This window comes from Mesorhizobium sp. M0848, assembly GCF_040319805.1.
GTDB lineage: Bacteria > Pseudomonadota > Alphaproteobacteria > Rhizobiales > Rhizobiaceae > Mesorhizobium.
The window spans coordinates 187,199-204,450 of record NZ_JAMYOM010000004.1; the positions used below are offsets into that span (position 1 = coordinate 187,199).

The following is a 17,252-nucleotide window of genomic DNA, read 5'->3' on the forward strand; positions in this document are numbered from 1 at the left end:
CCTGGATAGCGCTAATCCGGTGTGGCTGATTTCACGGCCCGCCGCAAGATGCGGTCGAGTTCGCCGAGAAACCGCGACCGGTCCTGCGGGGCGAAGCTGGCATTGTAGCCCTTGCTTTCGCCGGTCTCGCGCAGATGCTGCTTTAGGTCGCGCATCGCCACCGCCATGCCGATCGTTTCCGGCGTGAAGGGGCGCCCGGTCGGTCCAAGCACATGCGCACCGAGCGCCACCGCGCGGGCGGCCAGCGGAATGTCGGCGGTGATCACAATGTCGTTGGTCCGCGCATTGTCGACGATCCAGTCGTCGGCGGCATCGGCGCCCTTTGAGACGACGACATTGCGGATCATCGGATCGCGCGATGGCCGCAGGCCGCCATTGGAGACGTAGGTGACAACGACGCCATGCCGGTCGGCCACTTTTTCGACCTCGGCCTTGACCGGGCAGGCGTCGGCATCGACGAGAATGGCGGGTGAGGGCATTGTCTCTCCAGAACGAGCAGGGGCCGGAAACCTGTCCGGCCCCATACCCTGAAATCTCACGATAGTCAGGCCGGCAAGGCGCCGGACTTCTTCGCCGTCCAGGTTGCGATATAGTCCATCAGTCCGGGATTGAGGCAGTCATAGGGTTCGAGCCCGATCGTCTTCAGCTGCGAACGGATGCCGTCCATCCGCTTTGGATCGACACCGGATTCGATGATCGACGAGACAAAGGCAGTGAAGCCCGGAGGCGACCAGCCGTCCTCCTCGAAGCGCTCGGGATGGATGAAGGACAGGCCCTTGAACGGGTGGTCGCGCTCGACCGGTCCGTGCATGTGCACCCCGCAGCCGGTGCAGGCATGGCGCTGGATCAGCGCCGAGGGGTCGACCACCTTCAGCTTGTCACCATTCTCGGTGACGGTGACGTCGCCGGTGCCGGCAACGGCAACGACCGAGAACACCGCGCCCTCCGGCTTCCAGCACTTTGTGCAGCCGCAGGCGTGGTTGTGGGCGATCTGGCCTTTGACCTTCACCCTGACCGGCTTGCTGGTGCAGGCGCAGACCAGCGTGCCGCCGGCAAAGCTGGCGCTTTCCCGGGGCAGTCCATTGTCGATTTTCGGATGCAGTTTTTCCGGCATTCTTTTTTCCTCCCAGTTGTGAACCCAGAAGTCGCAGGCCGGCTGGTCGGCGACTTGTGGTCTTGCTCAGTAAACCACGACACTCCTGATCGATTTGCCCTCATGCATGAGATCAAAACCCTTGTTGATGTCCTCGAGCTTCAGCGTGTGGGTGATCATCGGGTCGATCTGGATCTTGCCGTCCATGTACCAGTCGACGATCTTCGGCACGTCGGTGCGGCCGCGTGCGCCGCCGAAGGCGGTGCCCATCCAGGTGCGCCCGGTGACCAGCTGGAACGGCCGTGTGGAAATCTCCTGGCCGGCACCGGCCACACCGATGACGACCGATTTGCCCCAGCCGCGATGCGAGGCTTCCAGCGCCTGGCGCATGACCTTGGTGCTGCCCGTGCAGTCGAATGTGTAGTCGGCGCCGCCGATCTGGTCGGCGCCGCGCTTGGTCATGTTGACGAGGTGGGGCACGACATCGCCGTCGATCTCCTTCGGATTGACGAAATGCGTCATGCCGAATCTTTCGCCCCATTCCTTCTTGTCGTTGTTCAGGTCGACACCGATGATCATGTCGGCGCCGGCAAGTTTTAGCCCCTGGATTACGTTGAGGCCGATGCCGCCGAGGCCGAAGACCGCGGCTGTCGCGCCGATCTCGACCTTGGCGGTGTTGATAACCGCACCGATGCCCGTAGTCACGCCGCAGCCGATGTAGCAGATCTTGTCGAAGGGGGCGTCGGGGTTGACCTTGGCCAGCGCGATCTCGGGCAGCACGGTGAAGTTGGAGAAAGTCGAGCAGCCCATATAGTGAAAGATCTTGTCCTTGCCGATCGAGAAGCGCGATGAACCGTCCGGCATCAGCCCCTGGCCCTGCGTGGCGCGGATGGCCGTGCACAGATTGGTCTTTCGCGACAGGCAGGAATGGCACTGGCGACATTCGGGCGTATAGAGCGGGATGACGTGGTCGCCCTTCTTGAGCGAGGTGACGCCCTTGCCGACATCGACGACGACGCCGGCGCCCTCATGGCCGAGGATGGCTGGAAACAGGCCTTCCGGATCGGCGCCAGACAGCGTGAATTCGTCGGTGTGGCAGATGCCGGTCGCCTTGATCTCGACCAGCACCTCGCCCTCGCGTGGGCCGTCGAGATCGACCTCCATGATCTCCAGCGGCTTTCCGGCGGCGACAGCGACAGCGGCGCGGGTTTTCATGGGGCAGTTCCTCCAATGCGAATTTTTTTCCAAGGTTTCAGGTTTTATCGACACGATCAACCGGAACCTGGTGCCAGGACTGGTCCACAGCGGTGAATTGGAATCGCAGATCGATTGGAAGGCAGTGAATTGCATGGTCGGCTTGACCCTGCAAGCACAGGCCATAAAAGGAACGGCCGACCCGAGGGGATGACATTTCGCATGTTCACGAAAATCCTGATCGCCAATCGCGGCGAAATTGCCTGCCGCGTCATCAAGACGGCGCGCAAGATGGGTATCGCCACGGTTGCCGTCTATTCCGATGCCGATCGCGATGCCGTGCATGTCGAGATGGCCGACGAGGCGGTGCATATCGGGCCTTCGCCAGCCGCGCTGAGCTATCTCGTCCCGGAAAAGATCATCGCCGCCTGCAAGGAAACGGGAGCCCAGGCCGTGCATCCCGGCTACGGATTCCTGTCCGAGCGGGCGGCTTTCTGTGAAGCGCTGGAAGCGGAAGGCATCATTTTCATCGGCCCGAAGCCCAAGGCGATCAAGGCGATGGGCGATAAGATCGAATCGAAGAAGTTCGCCAACGCCGCCAAGGTTTCCACCGTGCCCGGCTGGCTCGGCGTCATCGAGAATGCCGACCATGCCGAAAAGATCGCCGGCGAGATCGGTTATCCCGTGATGATCAAGGCTTCGGCCGGCGGCGGCGGCAAGGGCATGCGCATCGCCTGGAGCGAGGCCGAAGTGCGCGACGGCTTCGACCGCGCGCGCTCGGAAGCCAAGAGCTCGTTCGGCGACGATCGTCTCTTCATCGAGAAATTCGTCGTCGATCCGCGCCACATCGAAATCCAGGTGCTGGCCGATGCGCATGGCAACGCGCTCTATCTCGGCGAGCGCGAATGCTCGATCCAGCGACGCAATCAGAAGGTCGCCGAAGAGGCTCCATCGCCATTCCTGGACGCCGCGACACGGAAGGCCATGGGCGAGCAGTCGGTGGCGCTGGCCAAGGCCGTCGACTACCAGAGCGCCGGCACGGTCGAATTCATCGTCGACAAGGACAAGAACTTCTATTTCCTTGAAATGAATACACGATTGCAGGTCGAGCATCCGGTGACGGAGCTCGTCACCGGCATCGATCTGGTCGAGCAGATGATCCGCGTCGCCGCCGGCGAAAAGCTTGGCCTGAAGCAAAGCGACATCAAGCTGAACGGCTGGGCGGTGGAGAGCCGGCTCTACGCCGAAGACCCTTACCGCAACTTCCTGCCTTCGATCGGCCGACTGACGCGCTACCGGCCGCCTGAGGAAGGACAATTCGGCGATGTCGTCATCCGCAACGACACCGGCGTCACCGAAGGCTCCGAAATCTCGATGTTCTACGACCCGATGCTCGCCAAGCTGTGCACCTGGGCGCCGACGCGTCTGGAGGCCATCGATGCCATGTCGGAAGCGCTCGACAGCTTCGTCGTCGACGGTATCGAGCACAACATTCCGTTCCTGGCCGCCTTGATGCAGCATCCGCGTTGGCGGGAAGGGCGGATATCGACCGCTTTCATATCGGAGGAATATCCCGACGGCTTCGCGCCGGTCGTACCGAACGACGATGAGAAGGCCGTGCTGGCGTCGATCGCGACCGCGGTGGAACTGCTGCGCCGTGACCGGCTCGACCGGCTGAGCGGGCGGCTGGCGCCGCATTCGGGAGCTCTGAAGCGCGACTGGGTGGTAAAGATCGGCGATGACTATCTGTCGGCGTCGATCATCGAGGGCATGATTTCCATTCCGATGGAAATCGATCTGTCGATCGAGGGCGGCAGGGCGCTGACCGTTGCATCCGACTGGCGGCCGGGCGATCTGATCTGGCGCGGCACGGTCGGCACGCGCAAGGTCGCGGCTCAGGTCAGGCCGGTTGCCAACGGCTTTCGCATTGCCTGGAAGGGCATGTCGGTGACCGCGCGCGCCATGCTGCCGCGCACCGCCGAGCTGGAAAGGCTGATGCCCGAAAAGGTGGCGCCGGACACGTCGAACCTGCTGCTTTGCCCGATGCCTGGCCTTGTCGTGTCAATTGCCGTTGCCGAAGGCCAGGAGGTCAAGGCCGGCGAGACATTGGCGGTGGTCGAAGCGATGAAGATGGAAAACGTGCTGCGTGCTGAACGCGACCTTGTCGTCTCCAAACTCAACGCCAAGCCAGGCGACAGCTTGGCCGTGGATGCGGTGATCATGGAGTTTGCGTAAGGCTGGCCGGGCAGGCAGCCTGTGATCAGCAGCGGTTTGTGCTGGACTGGCATCGCGCGGTCCCGGACAATACATCTCCATCGACTCAAGGACCTTCACGCAGCGCCATGGCCGACGAAAAACTTCCCCGCGATCCCCTGAAGCGCGAAGCAGCGATTGCTGCGGCGCGGCCGGAGGCCCCGGCGCGGCCCTTCGTCCATCTGCGCGTGCATTCGGCCTATTCCCTGCTGGAAGGCGCCTTGCAGATCGGCAAGGTGGTGGCTCACGCGGTCAAGGACGAAGCCCCGGCCATCGCCGTCACCGACACCAACAATCTGTTCGGCGCACTGGAATTCGCGCAGAAGGCGATGAAGGACGGCATCCAGCCGATCATCGGCTGTCAGACCGCGCTCGCCTTTTCCGGCGAAAACAGCGATGGCCAGCGCGACCGCAGGCGGCAGGGCCCGGATATGCGGCCGGTCGTCCTGCTCGCCGCGACCGAGGCCGGCTATTCCAATCTGGTCAGGCTGGTCAGTCGCGTCTACCTCGAAACACCGCCGGGCGAAGCCGTGCACCTGACCACCGAAATGATGGACGGCTATTGTGACGGATTGATCTGCCTCAGCGGTGGGCCGCGCGGACCGATCGGCACCGCGCTTAAGGAAGATCGCCGCGACCTGGCCGAAGCCCGGCTTTTGACCCTCAAGGAGATGTTCGGCGACCGGCTCTATGTCGAGTTGGACCGGGTTTCCGGTTATGACCGCGTGATCGAAAAATCCTCGATCGATCTGGCGTATGCCCATGAACTGCCCCTGGTCGCCACCAACGAGGCGTTCTTTTCCTCTCGTGACGACTATGACGCACATGACGCGCTGATCGCCATCGCCGAGGGATCGGTCGTCGCCGCCGACAATCGTCGCCGGCTGTCGCCGGACAATTTCCTGCGCAGCCAGGCCGATATGGCGAGGCTCTTTGCCGATCTGCCGGAGGCGATCGACAACACTGTCGAGATCGCGCTGCGCTGCTCCTATTATCCGAAGAACCGCAATCCGATCCTGCCGCGCTTCACCGGCGGCGATGTCGCCGACAATGACGCCGCCGTGCAGGCGGAAGCCGACGAACTGGCCCGCCAGGCGCATGAGGGGCTCGACGCGCGCCTCGCCATGCATGGCCCAACCGCCGGCTATACGGTCGAGCAATACCGCGAGCGGTTGAACTTCGAGCTTGGCATTATCACCAAGATGAAGTTTCCCGGCTACTTCCTGATCGTTGCCGACTTCATCAAATGGGCCAAGGCGCAAGGCATTCCGGTCGGGCCGGGCCGCGGTTCGGGCGCAGGCTCGCTGGTCGCCTATTCGACGACTATCACCGACATCGATCCGCTGCGCTTCTCGCTGCTGTTCGAGCGCTTCCTCAATCCCGACCGCGTGTCGATGCCCGACTTCGACATCGACTTCTGCCAGGATCGCCGCGAGGAGGTCATCCGCTACGTCCAGCAGAAATACGGCCGCGACCAGGTCGGCCAGATCATCACCTTCGGTACGCTGCAGGCTCGCGCCGTGCTGCGCGACGTCGGCCGCGTCCTGCAGATGCCCTATGGCCAGGTCGACAAGCTGTCCAAGATGGTGCCGCAGAACCCGGCCAATCCGGTCAAGCTCGCCGACGCCATCGCCAACGAGCCGCGCTTTGCCGAAGAGGCCGAGAGGGAGCCGATCGTCCAGACGCTGCTCGACATGGCGCAGAAGCTGGAGGGCCTTTACCGCCACGCCTCGACGCACGCCGCCGGCATCGTCATCGGCGACCGGCCGCTGTCGGAATTGGTGCCGATGTACCGAGATCCGCGCTCGGACATGCCGGTCACCCAGTTCAACATGAAATATGTCGAGCAGGCCGGGCTGGTGAAGTTCGACTTCCTCGGGCTCAAGACGCTGACGGTGCTGGAAACGGCTGTGAAGCTGATCCGCCGGCGCGGCATCGAGATCGTCCTGGCAACGATCCCGCTCGACGATCCCGAGACCTACGCCATGCTGTCGCGCGGCGAAGTGGTCGGCGTGTTCCAGGTGGAAAGCGCCGGCATGCGCAAGGCGCTGATCGGCATGCGGCCCGACTGCATCGAGGACATCATTGCGCTGGTGGCGCTTTACCGCCCCGGTCCGATGGAGAACATTCCGACCTACAACGCCCGCAAGCATGGCGAAGAGGAGATGGCGTCGATCCATCCCAAGATCGACCATCTGGTGAAGGAGACGCAAGGCGTCATCGTCTACCAGGAACAGGTGATGCAGATCGCGCAGGAGCTGTCCGGCTACTCGCTCGGCGAAGCCGATCTGCTGCGCCGCGCCATGGGCAAGAAGATCCGCGCCGAGATGGACAAGCAGCGCGAGCGCTTCGTCTCCGGCGCTGTCGAGCGTGGCGTCGGCAAGCCGCAAGCCGACTTCATTTTCGACCTGCTGGCCAAGTTCGCCGACTATGGTTTCAACAAATCGCATGCCGCCGCCTACGCGGTGGTTTCATACCAGACCGCCTATCTCAAGGCGCATTATCCGGTCGAGTTCCTGGCGGCGTCGATGACGCTCGACATGGGCAACACCGACAAGCTCGCCGATTTCCGCCAGGACGCGCTACGCCTCGGCATAGAGGTTCTGGCGCCGTCGGTGACATCGAGCTTTCGCCCCTTCGAGGTCGGTGAGAACCGCATCTACTATTCGCTGGCGGCGCTCAAAGGCGTCGGCGACGCGGCGGTCGAACACATCGTTGCCCAACGTGGGGAAAAGCCGTTCAAGAACCTTGCTGATTTCTGCGAGCGGGTCGATCCCAAGATTGTCGGCAAGCGCGTCTTCGAAAGCCTGATCATGGCCGGTGCGCTCGATTGCTTCGGCCACGACCGCGCGTCGATGATGGCGGGCGTGGAGCGCATGATGGGACTGGCGTCGCTGGCGCAGCAGAATGCGGTTTCCGGCCAGCACGACATCTTCGGCGCTTCGCTCGGCGCCCAGTCGCAGGCACTCAATCTGCCGGCGACAGAGCCGTGGCTCGCCGCCGATCGGCTGCACCGTGAATTCCAGGTGGTCGGCTTCTATCTCTCGGCGCACCCGCTCGACGAGTACAAGGCGGCCCTGCAGAAGATGCGGGTTCAGACGTGGGCCGAGTTTTCGGCGGCCGTCAAACGCGGTGCCGCCGCCGGCCGTCTGGCCGGCACGGTGACGTCCAAGCAGGAGCGCAAGACGCGCACCGGCAACAAGATGGGCGTTATCGCCTTTTCTGACACATCCGGCCAGTACGAAGCCGTGCTGTTTTCCGAAGGACTGGCGCAATATCGCGATCTGCTCGAGGCCGGCCGCTCCGTGGTCATCACCGTTGCCGCCGAGGACAGGCCGGAAGGCGTCAATCTGCGCATCAACTCAGTGCAGTCGCTGGAGGACGAGGCAAGCCGTATCCAGAAGGCACTTCGCATCTTCGTGCGCAACGCCTCGCCGATCAATACGCTGGCCGGCCAACTGACCGTCAGGGGCGAAGGCCAGGTCAGCTTCGTGCTGATCAAGGAAGAGGGCGAGGGGGAAATCGAGATCGAGCTGCCGAACCGCTACCGGATTTCGCCGCAGATCGCCTCGGCGATGCGCGCGGTGCCGGGCGTGGTCGAAGTGGAGTTGGTGTGACCCCCGCTCTTTCTCGCGCGCGGCAATCAGCCTGGCGGTCGCTGCCGCGAACGCCAGCGCAGTCAGCATGAAGCCGGCGCAGAGGAACGGGTCGCAGGCGGTTTCAGCCTTGGCGCGGCTGCGTGACAGGCTGCGCAGGCTCTATCATGGGCGCACGCCGGCCGCTTTCCGGTTCCAACTGGTGGCCGTCGTCATCGACCTCGCCATCATCGCTTTCTTCATCGCGACGCCGGTTCTTCAGGACAAGCCGTCATTCCTCTGGCTCGACTATTCGGCGGCCGCGCTTGTCGCCGCGGACCTGATCGCCCGGCTGCTTGCCTCCAAAAACATGCTGCGGCTGATGAAGCAGCCGACGTCGTGGGTCGATGTCTTCATCCTTTTGACGCTGCTGATGCCGACGGCGTTCGCCAATCTCGCCTTCCTGCGCATCCTGCGGCTGTGGTCGTTGTCGCGCAGCGGTTCGCTCTGGCGGCATCTGGAGATGCGCGGCCTGCGGCCGTGGCGCGAGGCCAGCCACGCCGTCATCAACCTTTTGACCTTCCTGTTCGTCATCACTGGCTTCGTCTACACGTTCTTCTTCCGCACTGGCGCCGGTCTGGAAAACTATATCGACGCGCTTTATTTCACCGTCGCCACGGTGACGACGACCGGCTTCGGCGACATTGTGCTGCCGGGCATGGCCGGCAAGCTGACGGCAATCGTCACCATGATCATCGGCATATCGCTGTTTGTCAGACTGGCTCAGGCGATCTTCCGGCCAGCCAAGGTTTTGTTTCCCTGCCCGCAGTGCGGCCTGCGGCGGCACGAGCCGGACGCCGTGCATTGCAAAGCCTGCGGCCATCTTCTCAACATACCCGACGAAGGGAACTGACGGCCGGCGGGACTACGACGCCGCCACTTCGGCCGGCTTCATTGGCCTGCGCTGAAGATTGAGCAGATTGCCCATCAGGATCAGCAGCGCGCCACCAGCGGTGAAGGCGTCGATCTGCTCGCTATAGAGCAGCCAGCCAATCAGCGCCGACAGCGGCACGCGCAGGAAATCCATCGGCGAGACGATAGTCGCGTCGGCATGACCAAGCGCACGGGCCATGCAGAAATGCGACGACATGCCGGTGAAGGCGATCAGCACGATCCATGGCCACAGCTCCAGTGGCGGGTTGCGCCACGTATAGAGCGCCGGGATGAGACCGACTATCGACTGGATAATCAGCATCCAGCAGATGATGCGCACGACGCTGTCCGTCCGGGTCAGCGATTTGATCGTGACCACCGAGATGCCGAAGCAGGCCGCGGCACCCAGCACGACGAGATGTCCAGGATCGATCGAGCCGACACCGGGGCGCACGATGATCACCACGCCGATCAGCCCCAGCCCGATCGCTGCCAGCTTGGGCCGGTTGAGCCTTTCGTCAAGAAAAATCACCGCCAGGATAGCTGTCCAGATCGGCGTGGTGAATTCGATCGAGATCAGCACGGCCAGCGGGATCAAAGTGAGGGCGTAGAGCCAGGCCGCCTGGCCCGTGTAGTGGATGACGTTGCGGGCGATATGGGCAATGGGGCGCCGCGTGCGCATGGCTTGAAAGCCGCCACTCGTCATCACCAGCGGCAGAAGGATGAAGAAGCCGATCACAGAGCGCAACTCCAGCACCTGGAAGACGTTGAGCTCCGCTGTCGTGGCTCGGCCGGCGACCGTCATCCCAAGGAAGGAAGCGATCGACAGCGCCATCCAGAACGCGGCCTTGGGGATCGAGGGTGTGGGTGCCATTCGCGCTATGTCGCAGGCCAGGACTTCTGCCGCAATCGCTACGCGAGGCATTCTTCTGGGCCAGTCGCGACTGGCTGGATATTGTAAAACAGTCATGTGGCGGGCGGAACCTGAAACGGCAAGTGGCGTTGAATCCCGATGGTCAGCCGTGCTGGCGGACCGTCCCGCCTTTTTGAAGATCGACAGGGAGAGCTTCGATGAGATCCTTCGCGCAATTCGCGCTTGCCGGCGGTTTACTGGTTGCGGCAGGCGCGGCACATGCCGACGAGACGCAATTTCTCCAGTCGTTCAAGGGCAATTTCGCCGGCAGGGGTATCGTCAAGGTCACCACCGATGCGCCGACCGTGAACGTGTCCTGCACGTTCAGCTCGAACGCGACATCGACCTCCCTGTCGCTCGACGGCAATTGCCGGGGGCTTGTCGTGGTCACGCGTGCCATCAGCGCGGATCTGAAGGCCAGCGGCGCCAAATACAGCGGCACCTATGTCGGCTCTCGCACGGGACCGGCACAGCTCAACGGCAGCCGTTCGGGCAACGCGATCAACCTGGGCATTCGCTGGGCCAAGGAGGTCAATGGCGACCGAAGGGCGCAGATGAAGGTCGAGAAACGCGGCGAGAACGGCATGCGGCTGACCGTCATCGACACCGACCCGAAAACCGGCAAGAGCGTGGTGACGAGCAGGATTGATCTGCAGCGCACCTAATCCTCGAGCGGCTCCGGCGGATGGGCGTCGCGGCCCTTGCCGAATGTGTAGCCGGTTTCCACCGCCTTGCGGCCGAACTTGTCGCGGAGGGCATCGATGGCGCCTTCGGCCATGGCGCGCTTGCGCGATTGGATGTCGACCAGATCGGGCGGGTCGGCCTTGTCGTCGTCCGAGAGGTCGCTGACACCGATGCCGAGCAGCCGATATTTCGTGCCGTCGGTTTCCTTGCGCAGAAGCTCCACCCCGGTCTGAAAGATGCGGTCGGCGAGCCGGGTCGGATCGCCGAGCTGGCGATTGCGCGTGCGCAGCTTGAAATCCTGGCTCTTCAGTTTCAGCACCACAGTGCGCCCGGCAATGCCTGACTTTTTCAGCCGTGCCGAAACCTTTTCCGAAAGACCCCTGAGAACCGCGACCAGTTCCTCTAGCGACGCGATGTCGGTGTCGAAGGTGGTTTCGGCCGATACGCTCTTGGCATCCTGGTCGGGATCGACGCGGCGGACGTCCTCGCCGCGCGAAAGGTGGTAGAGCCGGTCGCCCATCGTGCCGTAGCGGCGCATCAGGTCGCCGCGATCCATCTGCTGCAACTGGCCGATAGTGCGGATGCCGTCACGCTCCAGGGTGGCGTTGAATGCCTTTCCGACACCCCAGATCATGGTCACCGGCTGCGCCGCCAGGAAGCCGACTGCCTCGGCCTCGCCGATGACCGAGAAACCGCGCGGCTTGCGAAAATCAGACGCAATCTTGGCAAGGAACTTGCAATAGGACAGGCCGGCCGAAACGGTGATGCCGATCTCCTTCTCGACGGCCTGCGCGAAGCGCGCCAGCACCACAGCAGGCGGCAGGCCGTGCAGTCGTTCGGTGCCGGCGAGGTCGAGAAACGCCTCGTCGATCGACAGCGGCTCGACCAGCGGTGTCAGCGCTTGCATCATGGCGCGCACTTCGCGGCCGACGCGCACGTATTTTTCCATGTTGGGGCTGATGACGACCGCCTCCGGGCAGGCTTCGAGCGCCTTGAACATCGGCATGGCCGAGCGGACGCCCTGGATGCGGGCGATGTAACAGGCGGTGGAGACGACGCCGCGCTTGCCGCCGCCGATGATCAGCGGCTTGTCCTTGAGCGCCGGATTGTCGCGCTTTTCGATCGCCGCATAGAAGGCGTCGCAATCGATATGGGCCAGATGCAGCCGGTAAAGCTCGGGATGACGCACAAGCCGGGGGCTGCCGCAGCGCTCGCAGCGGCGCGTCGGGCTGCGCTGAAACATCAGGCAGTCGCGGCAAAAACCGTGATCGGGATTGTTGACAGGGGCCGCCATCGCTGCGAACATAAAGAGAACAGAAGCAATGGTACGACAGTGCAAGGCCAGCGACAAGGCTGGCCTGGGGAGAACGCATGAGCACGACCATAGCGCCGCTTGCGCCCGAGCTTTGGGCTGAATTCGAGGACCTCTTCGGCAAGCAAGGCGCCTGCTACGGCTGCTGGTGCACGCATTTCCGGCTGGCGCCGGCGATGCGCCGCGAGAGCAGCCGGGAACGCAACAAGAACCACATCAAGGCGCGTATCGAAGCCGGCCCGCCGCCCGGACTGCTGGCATTCGAGGATGGCCAGGCGGTTGGCTGGATGCAGATCGGACCGCGCGCCGACGTGCCCGAATGGAACAATCAGGGCAGGGGGTCGGCACCGGTCGATCCTGCCGACGCGGGGGATGCGGCCGTTTGGGCGATCTCCTGCTTCTTCATCCGCGCCAAGGCGCGCGGCAGGGGCATCACGCATCGCCTCGTCGAAGGCGGCATAGGTTTCGCCCGCCAGAATGGGGCCCGGCTGCTCGAGGCGTGCCCGATGGACCTGTCTCGCGATTCGCGCTCGATCGGCCTGTTCGTCGGTTCGTCACGGGTCTTCGAGAAGGCGGGTTTCGAGCGGCTGGTGGAACGCAAGGCCGGTCGCCCGCTGATGCGGCTGGTGCTTTGATCGAGATGGTCTGCCCGGGTGCCGTTGTCGATCTCACCTTGCGGTTGCAGCGGTAATTTCATACCAGACGGACAAAGTCTTTCTTCTAGGTCAAACGGAGAATTCGCGTGAACCGTGCCCTGCCATTCGTGTTCCTTCTTGCGTTGAGTGCCCCTGCTTTCAGCCAGACCGCCGACAGTCAGGGTGCGAAGCAATTGTCCGACGACTTGTCCCGCTATGTCGGCAAGCAGGCCATCGACAAAGGCATTTTGAAGGTTTCGCTCGAAGGTGGCGCCTACAAGATCGTGTTCGATTTCAAGGCACTTGCCGCATCATTTCCGGACCAGAAACTGCTGAAGTTCGACTTCGCGCCCTATGCCTTGATGGTCAAGCCGCGCAGCGACGGGTCCTGGGATGTCTCCATGGATTTCTCCCAAACCGCCTCCTTCGAGTTCAACGGACCCGAGGGGCTGCAAAGCACTCAGTTTTCGATCAAGGACGGCAAGGGTTCGGGCGTCTACGATCCAAATCTGGCGGCCTTTACCAGCGGCACCAGCTCGATGGCCGGCATGACGATGGCATCGAAGGATGCCAAGCAGCACATGGAAGCCAGCACGGGCGCCGGCATCGCGACCGTTGCCGCGACCAAGTCGGCGACCGGGGGCGTCGATTTCACAACCTCGCAGAAGGTGTCGAGTTTTGTCGAAGCGATCAATTTCGATGACCCCGAGAGCGGGCTGAAATTCCCGGTCACCGTCAGGTCGCCGGAATTGTCGGTCGAAGCCAGCGGCAAGGGCGTGCGGACCAAGCCATTGCTCGATCTCCTGGCATTTGCGGTGGCCAACGAGGACGAGGCGACGCTGAAGGACAACCAGGCGCAGCTCAAATCGCTTCTGCTCGCCGCCTTGCCGCTTTGGCAGCGTATCGACGGGACCTACGGTTTCAAGGATTTCGCGGTGGAAAGCCCGGTCGGCAATTTCGGCGCCACCCAGCTCAGCACCGTGTTCGGCACCGATGGCGTGGCCCAGAACGGCACGATCACGTACGGCATCAAGGCATCGGGGCTGACCGTGCCGACCCAGCTTCTGCCGAGCTGGAGCGTGGGGTTGTTGCCCACCGATGTCGATTTGAACTTTGGCGGCGCCAATATCGATCTCGACAGCATGGCGAAGAAGGCGATCGAAGCCTTTGATCTCAATAAGAATCCGCCGCTGTCGGCCGAATTCGGCGAGCAACTTAAAGTCGACTTCATGGCCAGGATGCCGAAGGTCGTGCTTGGCCACAGCACCGTGAAGAACAAGGACACGGAGATCGCGCTGGAAGGCGAGATGACATTCCCAGGCGAAAAGCCCGAAGGTAGCGTGACCGTCAATGTCGCCGGCTTCGACAAGCTTGTCGAAGGCCTGCAGCAAGCGGCAAAGTCGGAACCGGAGGTTGGCCAATACGTGCCAGTCGCTCTCATGGCGAAGGGCTTTGGCAAGACGCTGCCCGATGGCCGGCTGGAATGGATCGTCAATGCCAAGGCCGATGGCTCGGTCACCGTCAATGGCGTCATGCTGAAGCCCGCCGATCCGGCCGTGGACGACAGCGTGGATGATGGTGACGGCGCCGATGACAGCGGAGACGACAGCGGCGGCGCAGGTGCGAACTGAACCCCTGAAGCTGGAGTTCAGAGCCCCAGCGCGCTTTGAATCTTGGGCGCTGCCTCGTGCCAGTCCTGGACGACGACCACATCGTCCGTCACCGGCGGCAGGAATGCGCGCAGCGAATTGTCGGCCATCAGGTGGAACAGTTCGGCGTCGGCGACCGATTCCCGTACCGACGCCAGATTGTGCGGCTGATCGTCGACGAAAACCACCGGTCGGCCGGCCCTGCCGCGAAGCTTGGCCACCGCCGGTCCTTTGGCCATTTCAGTGGTCAGAAGCGGATAGCTCAGTCCAAGCGCGTCGAGATGGACGCGACGCACGGCACGGTGCTTGTGCGGCATGGCCGTCAGCAAGATGATTTCCGCGCGGTCGCCAAACCCTGCCAGGGCTTCTGCCGCGCCGTCCGTAATGTTTTGCCAATCGGCTTGCGCGTCAAAGAAATCGGCCAGCAGTGCCGTGACTTCGGGCTGTTCGATCAGGCGGCCGCTGGCGGTCTCTGCGATGTTGCCGGTCAGCCGAAACGAGGCCAGCGTCAAGCCATAGCCGCGCGCCTTGAGGAAATTCGGAAACGGTCGGATGAATTCGAGCACGACGTCATCGACGTCGAGCACCAGCAGCGGTCGGTCGTCGGCTGCCAGTTCTTCAATCTGGCGCGCGGTTTCCGGATCATCGCTCATATGGAATGCTCGTGGTTGTCGTCGCCCAGCGGCAGCGACCGCAAGGCCTTGCCGACAGCCGCCGGCGGGGTGCCGGTTTCCTCGGCAAAGCGCATCAGAGTCGGCTCGTGGGCGAGGATGAATTGCAGGACACCGGCCAGAAAACCCGGCTCGCTGGCGGCTTTGCGGATCGAATGGACCTCTATGCCGGTGATCGCCAGAAAGCGCGGCAGCAGCTCCGGATCGGAGGCGACGAAGCCCAGGGCCTTCACGGCAATCGATTCCGCTTCTTCGCGCATTGACGCTGCGTTTGCCATCACTACCTTCGGTGTGTGGAATGAGTCTCTCCCGCAGTAATGGCAAGAGTTGCTTGCGGCAAGCCATTAGAGCGTGGCGCGCCCTTTGGACGCGCAGGGACGAGGTGGAATTCGCGCTGTTTTCCAGCCGCGGATTTCCGTTTCGTCAATCATATTGCCGTAAAGTGAAGCAGGGTTTGGTGCGTTCAGACATGGGCGCATGACGGTCGCCTTCGAAGCGGAAGGGCAGCCGGGACGGGAAATCGATGCCGAAGAAGGTTATGATCGTCGAGGACAATGAGCTCAATATGAAGCTCTTTCGGGACCTCATCGAGGCAAGCGGTTACGAGACCGTGCGCACCCGCAACGGTCTGGAAGCGCTCGATCTGGCGCGCCAGCACCGGCCGGATCTGATCCTGATGGATATCCAATTGCCTGAAGTGTCGGGGCTTGAAGTGACCAAATGGCTGAAGGAGGACGACGAGCTGCACGTCATCCCGGTCATTGCGGTGACCGCCTTCGCCATGAAGGGCGACGAGGAACGCATCCGCCAGGGTGGCTGCGAGGCTTATATTTCGAAGCCGATCTCGGTGCCGCGTTTCATCGAAACCATCAAATCCTATCTGGGCGATGCGTGATGTGCCCCTTCAGCCGAGCCGGAGCGTTGTGAAATGACTGCGCGGATCCTCGTCGTCGACGACATCCCTGCCAATGTGCGGCTGCTGGAAGTCCGGCTGCTGGCAGAATATTTCGAAGTGCTGACCGCCACCAACGGGCCGGATGCGATCGAGACCTGCGAGAACGGCAAGGTCGATGTCGTGCTGCTCGACGTGATGATGCCTGACATGGACGGCTTCGAGGTCTGCCGTCGGCTGAAGAGCGATCCGGCGACATCGCACATTCCGGTGGTGATGATCACCGCGCTCGACCAGGTTTCCGACCGCGTCCGCGGGCTCGAGGCCGGCGCCGACGACTTCCTGACCAAGCCGGTCAACGACCTGCAGCTTATGACGCGCGTCAAGAGCCTGGTTCGCCTGAAGTCGCTGACCGACGAGTTGCGGCTGCGCGCCTCGACGACGCGCAACATCGGCATCGAGGAGTTGCTCAGCCGCAATTTCGCATCCGAGGACACGACGCCCAAAGTGCTTTTGATCGACGAACGCAAATCATCCGTCGAGCGCATTCAGAAGATGCTGTGCGACCGCGCCGATCTCGATATCTCCAGCGATCCGCATGCCGGTTTCTTCCAGGCCGCCGAGACGTCCTATGAATGCGTGATGATCTCGACCGCGTTCGCCGATTTCGATCCGCTGAGGCTCTGTTCGCAGTTGCGCTCGCTCGATCGCACCCGTTTCGTGCCGATCATCCTGCTGGCGGAGGAGGGCGAGGAGGAACGCATCATCCGCGGCCTCGAACTCGGCATCAATGATTATCTGATGCGGCCGATCGACCAGCAGGAGTTGACGGCGCGGCTGCGCACCCAGGTGCGCCGCAAGCGCTACAACGACCAGCTGCGCGCCAGCGTCACCCAGACCATCGAAATGGCGGTGACCGACGGCCTGACGGGGCTGCACAACCGCCGCTATCTAGACAGCCATCTGCAGACGCTGTTCGATCGCGCGGTGGCGCGGCGCCGGCCGCTGTCGGTGATGATCACCGACCTCGACCGCTTCAAGGCGATCAACGACGCGCACGGTCATGACGGGGGCGACGAGGTTCTGCGGGAATTCGCACGACGGCTGCGCAAGAATGTCAGGGGTATCGACCTTGCCTGCCGTTTTGGCGGGGAGGAGTTCGTCGTGGTGATGCCGGACACCGAGGGCGCGGTGGCCGAGAAGGTAGCCGAGCGCATTCGCGCCGAAATCGCCCAGGCAGCTTTTGCCATCGGCCAGGACGGCAAGGCGATCGAAGTCACGGTCAGCGTCGGCGTGTCGTCGGTGCTGAAAGGCGTGGACACGGTGGCGGCGCTGATGAAGCGTGCCGATCTCGCGCTCTACGAAGCCAAGAGCGGCGGCCGCAACCGGGTTGTTGCCAAAGCCGCATAACCGGCCAAGGCTCCGAATATCCAGTCAACCCGACAGGG

Annotated in this window: 16 protein-coding genes; 9 read left to right on the forward strand and 7 right to left on the reverse strand. The window is 62.9% G+C overall.

Features of this window, described 5'->3' with window-relative positions; translation table 11 throughout:
- Positions 1-11: 11 nt before the first annotated feature.
- The 3 genes from NKH95_RS06240 to NKH95_RS06250 all read right to left on the reverse strand — a co-directional run bounded on the left by NKH95_RS06240 (position 12) and on the right by NKH95_RS06250 (position 2,308).
- Positions 12-479 (reverse strand): YaiI/YqxD family protein, encoded by a 468-nt coding sequence (locus tag NKH95_RS06240; RefSeq protein ID WP_127297196.1) that lies wholly within the window; start codon positions 477-479, stop codon positions 12-14.
- 65 nt (positions 480-544) lie between these two features.
- Positions 545-1,114, reverse strand: coding sequence for an S-(hydroxymethyl)glutathione synthase (gene gfa, locus NKH95_RS06245; RefSeq protein ID WP_352891194.1), 570 nt, complete (start codon positions 1,112-1,114; stop codon positions 545-547).
- Between the two features lie 66 nt (positions 1,115-1,180).
- Entirely contained in the window at positions 1,181-2,308 is a 1,128-nt protein-coding gene (locus NKH95_RS06250; protein WP_352891195.1) for an S-(hydroxymethyl)glutathione dehydrogenase/class III alcohol dehydrogenase, read from the reverse strand.
- Between NKH95_RS06250 and NKH95_RS06255 the strand changes: the two genes are divergently transcribed.
- From NKH95_RS06255 to NKH95_RS06270, 4 genes are all read left to right on the forward strand, one after another.
- Positions 2,307-2,501: a hypothetical protein gene (locus tag NKH95_RS06255; RefSeq protein WP_023810524.1), complete on the forward strand. Its 195-nt coding sequence runs from the start codon at positions 2,307-2,309 to the stop codon at positions 2,499-2,501. The genes NKH95_RS06250 and NKH95_RS06255 overlap by 2 nt on opposite strands.
- Positions 2,502-2,509: 8 nt before the next feature.
- Positions 2,510-4,522: an acetyl-CoA carboxylase biotin carboxylase subunit gene (locus NKH95_RS06260; protein ID WP_352891196.1), complete on the forward strand. Its 2,013-nt coding sequence runs from the start codon at positions 2,510-2,512 to the stop codon at positions 4,520-4,522.
- Positions 4,523-4,629: 107 nt separating this feature from the next.
- Positions 4,630-8,157 carry a DNA polymerase III subunit alpha gene (gene dnaE, locus NKH95_RS06265; RefSeq protein ID WP_352891197.1) on the forward strand — a complete coding sequence of 1,176 codons (3,528 nt, stop codon included), beginning with the start codon at positions 4,630-4,632 and terminating at the stop codon, positions 8,155-8,157.
- A gap of 67 nt (positions 8,158-8,224) precedes the next feature.
- Positions 8,225-9,028, forward strand: a complete 804-nt coding sequence (locus NKH95_RS06270; RefSeq protein WP_128303380.1) for a potassium channel family protein — start codon at positions 8,225-8,227, stop codon at positions 9,026-9,028.
- Between the two features lie 12 nt (positions 9,029-9,040).
- On the opposite strand, the gene NKH95_RS06275 is transcribed toward NKH95_RS06270, so the two are convergent.
- Positions 9,041-9,922, reverse strand: coding sequence for a DMT family transporter (locus tag NKH95_RS06275; RefSeq protein ID WP_352552931.1), 882 nt, complete (start codon positions 9,920-9,922; stop codon positions 9,041-9,043).
- Positions 9,923-10,119: 197 nt separating this feature from the next.
- Here NKH95_RS06275 and NKH95_RS06280 point away from each other — a divergent pair, with 197 nt between their 5' ends.
- Entirely contained in the window at positions 10,120-10,626 is a 507-nt protein-coding gene (locus NKH95_RS06280) for a hypothetical protein (RefSeq protein WP_352440262.1), read from the forward strand.
- Here the strand turns inward: NKH95_RS06280 and NKH95_RS06285 are convergent.
- Positions 10,623-11,951 carry a DNA polymerase IV gene (locus NKH95_RS06285; RefSeq protein ID WP_128303383.1) on the reverse strand — a complete coding sequence of 443 codons (1,329 nt, stop codon included), beginning with the start codon at positions 11,949-11,951 and terminating at the stop codon, positions 10,623-10,625. The genes NKH95_RS06280 and NKH95_RS06285 overlap by 4 nt on opposite strands.
- A gap of 65 nt (positions 11,952-12,016) precedes the next feature.
- On the opposite strand from NKH95_RS06285, the gene NKH95_RS06290 reads away from it, so the two are divergent.
- Both NKH95_RS06290 and NKH95_RS06295 read left to right on the forward strand, forming a co-directional pair.
- A complete protein-coding gene (locus NKH95_RS06290) occupies positions 12,017-12,592 on the forward strand; it encodes a GNAT family N-acetyltransferase (RefSeq protein ID WP_352891199.1) in 576 nt (191 codons plus the stop codon).
- Between the two features lie 107 nt (positions 12,593-12,699).
- Entirely contained in the window at positions 12,700-14,223 is a 1,524-nt protein-coding gene (locus tag NKH95_RS06295) for a hypothetical protein (protein ID WP_352630152.1), read from the forward strand.
- 17 nt (positions 14,224-14,240) lie between these two features.
- Here the strand turns inward: NKH95_RS06295 and NKH95_RS06300 are convergent, their stop codons facing one another.
- Positions 14,241-14,894 (reverse strand): hypothetical protein, encoded by a 654-nt coding sequence (locus NKH95_RS06300; RefSeq protein WP_352891200.1) that lies wholly within the window; start codon positions 14,892-14,894, stop codon positions 14,241-14,243.
- The gene (locus NKH95_RS06305) at positions 14,891-15,190 is read right to left on the reverse strand and encodes a DUF3572 domain-containing protein (RefSeq protein ID WP_024503583.1); all 300 of its coding nucleotides are present in this window, start codon (positions 15,188-15,190) and stop codon (positions 14,891-14,893) included. The genes NKH95_RS06300 and NKH95_RS06305 overlap by 4 nt, the downstream gene beginning before the upstream one ends.
- Positions 15,191-15,435: 245 nt before the next feature.
- Here NKH95_RS06305 and NKH95_RS06310 point away from each other — a divergent pair, with 245 nt between their 5' ends.
- Positions 15,436-15,807 (forward strand): response regulator, encoded by a 372-nt coding sequence (locus NKH95_RS06310; protein ID WP_013531932.1) that lies wholly within the window; start codon positions 15,436-15,438, stop codon positions 15,805-15,807.
- A gap of 33 nt (positions 15,808-15,840) precedes the next feature.
- The gene (locus NKH95_RS06315) at positions 15,841-17,214 is read left to right on the forward strand and encodes a PleD family two-component system response regulator (RefSeq protein ID WP_352891201.1); all 1,374 of its coding nucleotides are present in this window, start codon (positions 15,841-15,843) and stop codon (positions 17,212-17,214) included.
- Positions 17,215-17,252 lie beyond the last annotated feature (38 nt).

Bases quoted from the DNA above. Each gene is read 5' to 3' on its own strand.
- NKH95_RS06240 (WP_127297196.1), bottom strand. From the start codon at position 479: ATGCCCTCACCCGCCATTCTCGTCGATGCCGACGCCTGCCCGGTCAAG.
- gfa (WP_352891194.1), bottom strand. From the start codon at position 1,114: ATGCCGGAAAAACTGCATCCGAAAATCGACAATGGACTGCCCCGGGAA.
- NKH95_RS06255 (WP_023810524.1), top strand. From the start codon at position 2,307: ATGGGGCAGTTCCTCCAATGCGAATTTTTTTCCAAGGTTTCAGGTTTT.
- NKH95_RS06250 (WP_352891195.1), bottom strand. From the start codon at position 2,308: ATGAAAACCCGCGCCGCTGTCGCTGTCGCCGCCGGAAAGCCGCTGGAG.
- NKH95_RS06260 (WP_352891196.1), top strand. From the start codon at position 2,510: ATGTTCACGAAAATCCTGATCGCCAATCGCGGCGAAATTGCCTGCCGC.
- dnaE (WP_352891197.1), top strand. From the start codon at position 4,630: ATGGCCGACGAAAAACTTCCCCGCGATCCCCTGAAGCGCGAAGCAGCG.
- NKH95_RS06270 (WP_128303380.1), top strand. From the start codon at position 8,225: ATGAAGCCGGCGCAGAGGAACGGGTCGCAGGCGGTTTCAGCCTTGGCG.
- NKH95_RS06275 (WP_352552931.1), bottom strand. From the start codon at position 9,922: ATGGCACCCACACCCTCGATCCCCAAGGCCGCGTTCTGGATGGCGCTG.
- NKH95_RS06280 (WP_352440262.1), top strand. From the start codon at position 10,120: ATGAGATCCTTCGCGCAATTCGCGCTTGCCGGCGGTTTACTGGTTGCG.
- NKH95_RS06285 (WP_128303383.1), bottom strand. From the start codon at position 11,951: ATGTTCGCAGCGATGGCGGCCCCTGTCAACAATCCCGATCACGGTTTT.
- NKH95_RS06290 (WP_352891199.1), top strand. From the start codon at position 12,017: ATGAGCACGACCATAGCGCCGCTTGCGCCCGAGCTTTGGGCTGAATTC.
- NKH95_RS06300 (WP_352891200.1), bottom strand. From the start codon at position 14,894: ATGAGCGATGATCCGGAAACCGCGCGCCAGATTGAAGAACTGGCAGCC.
- NKH95_RS06305 (WP_024503583.1), bottom strand. From the start codon at position 15,190: ATGGCAAACGCAGCGTCAATGCGCGAAGAAGCGGAATCGATTGCCGTG.
- NKH95_RS06310 (WP_013531932.1), top strand. From the start codon at position 15,436: ATGCCGAAGAAGGTTATGATCGTCGAGGACAATGAGCTCAATATGAAG.
- NKH95_RS06315 (WP_352891201.1), top strand. From the start codon at position 15,841: ATGACTGCGCGGATCCTCGTCGTCGACGACATCCCTGCCAATGTGCGG.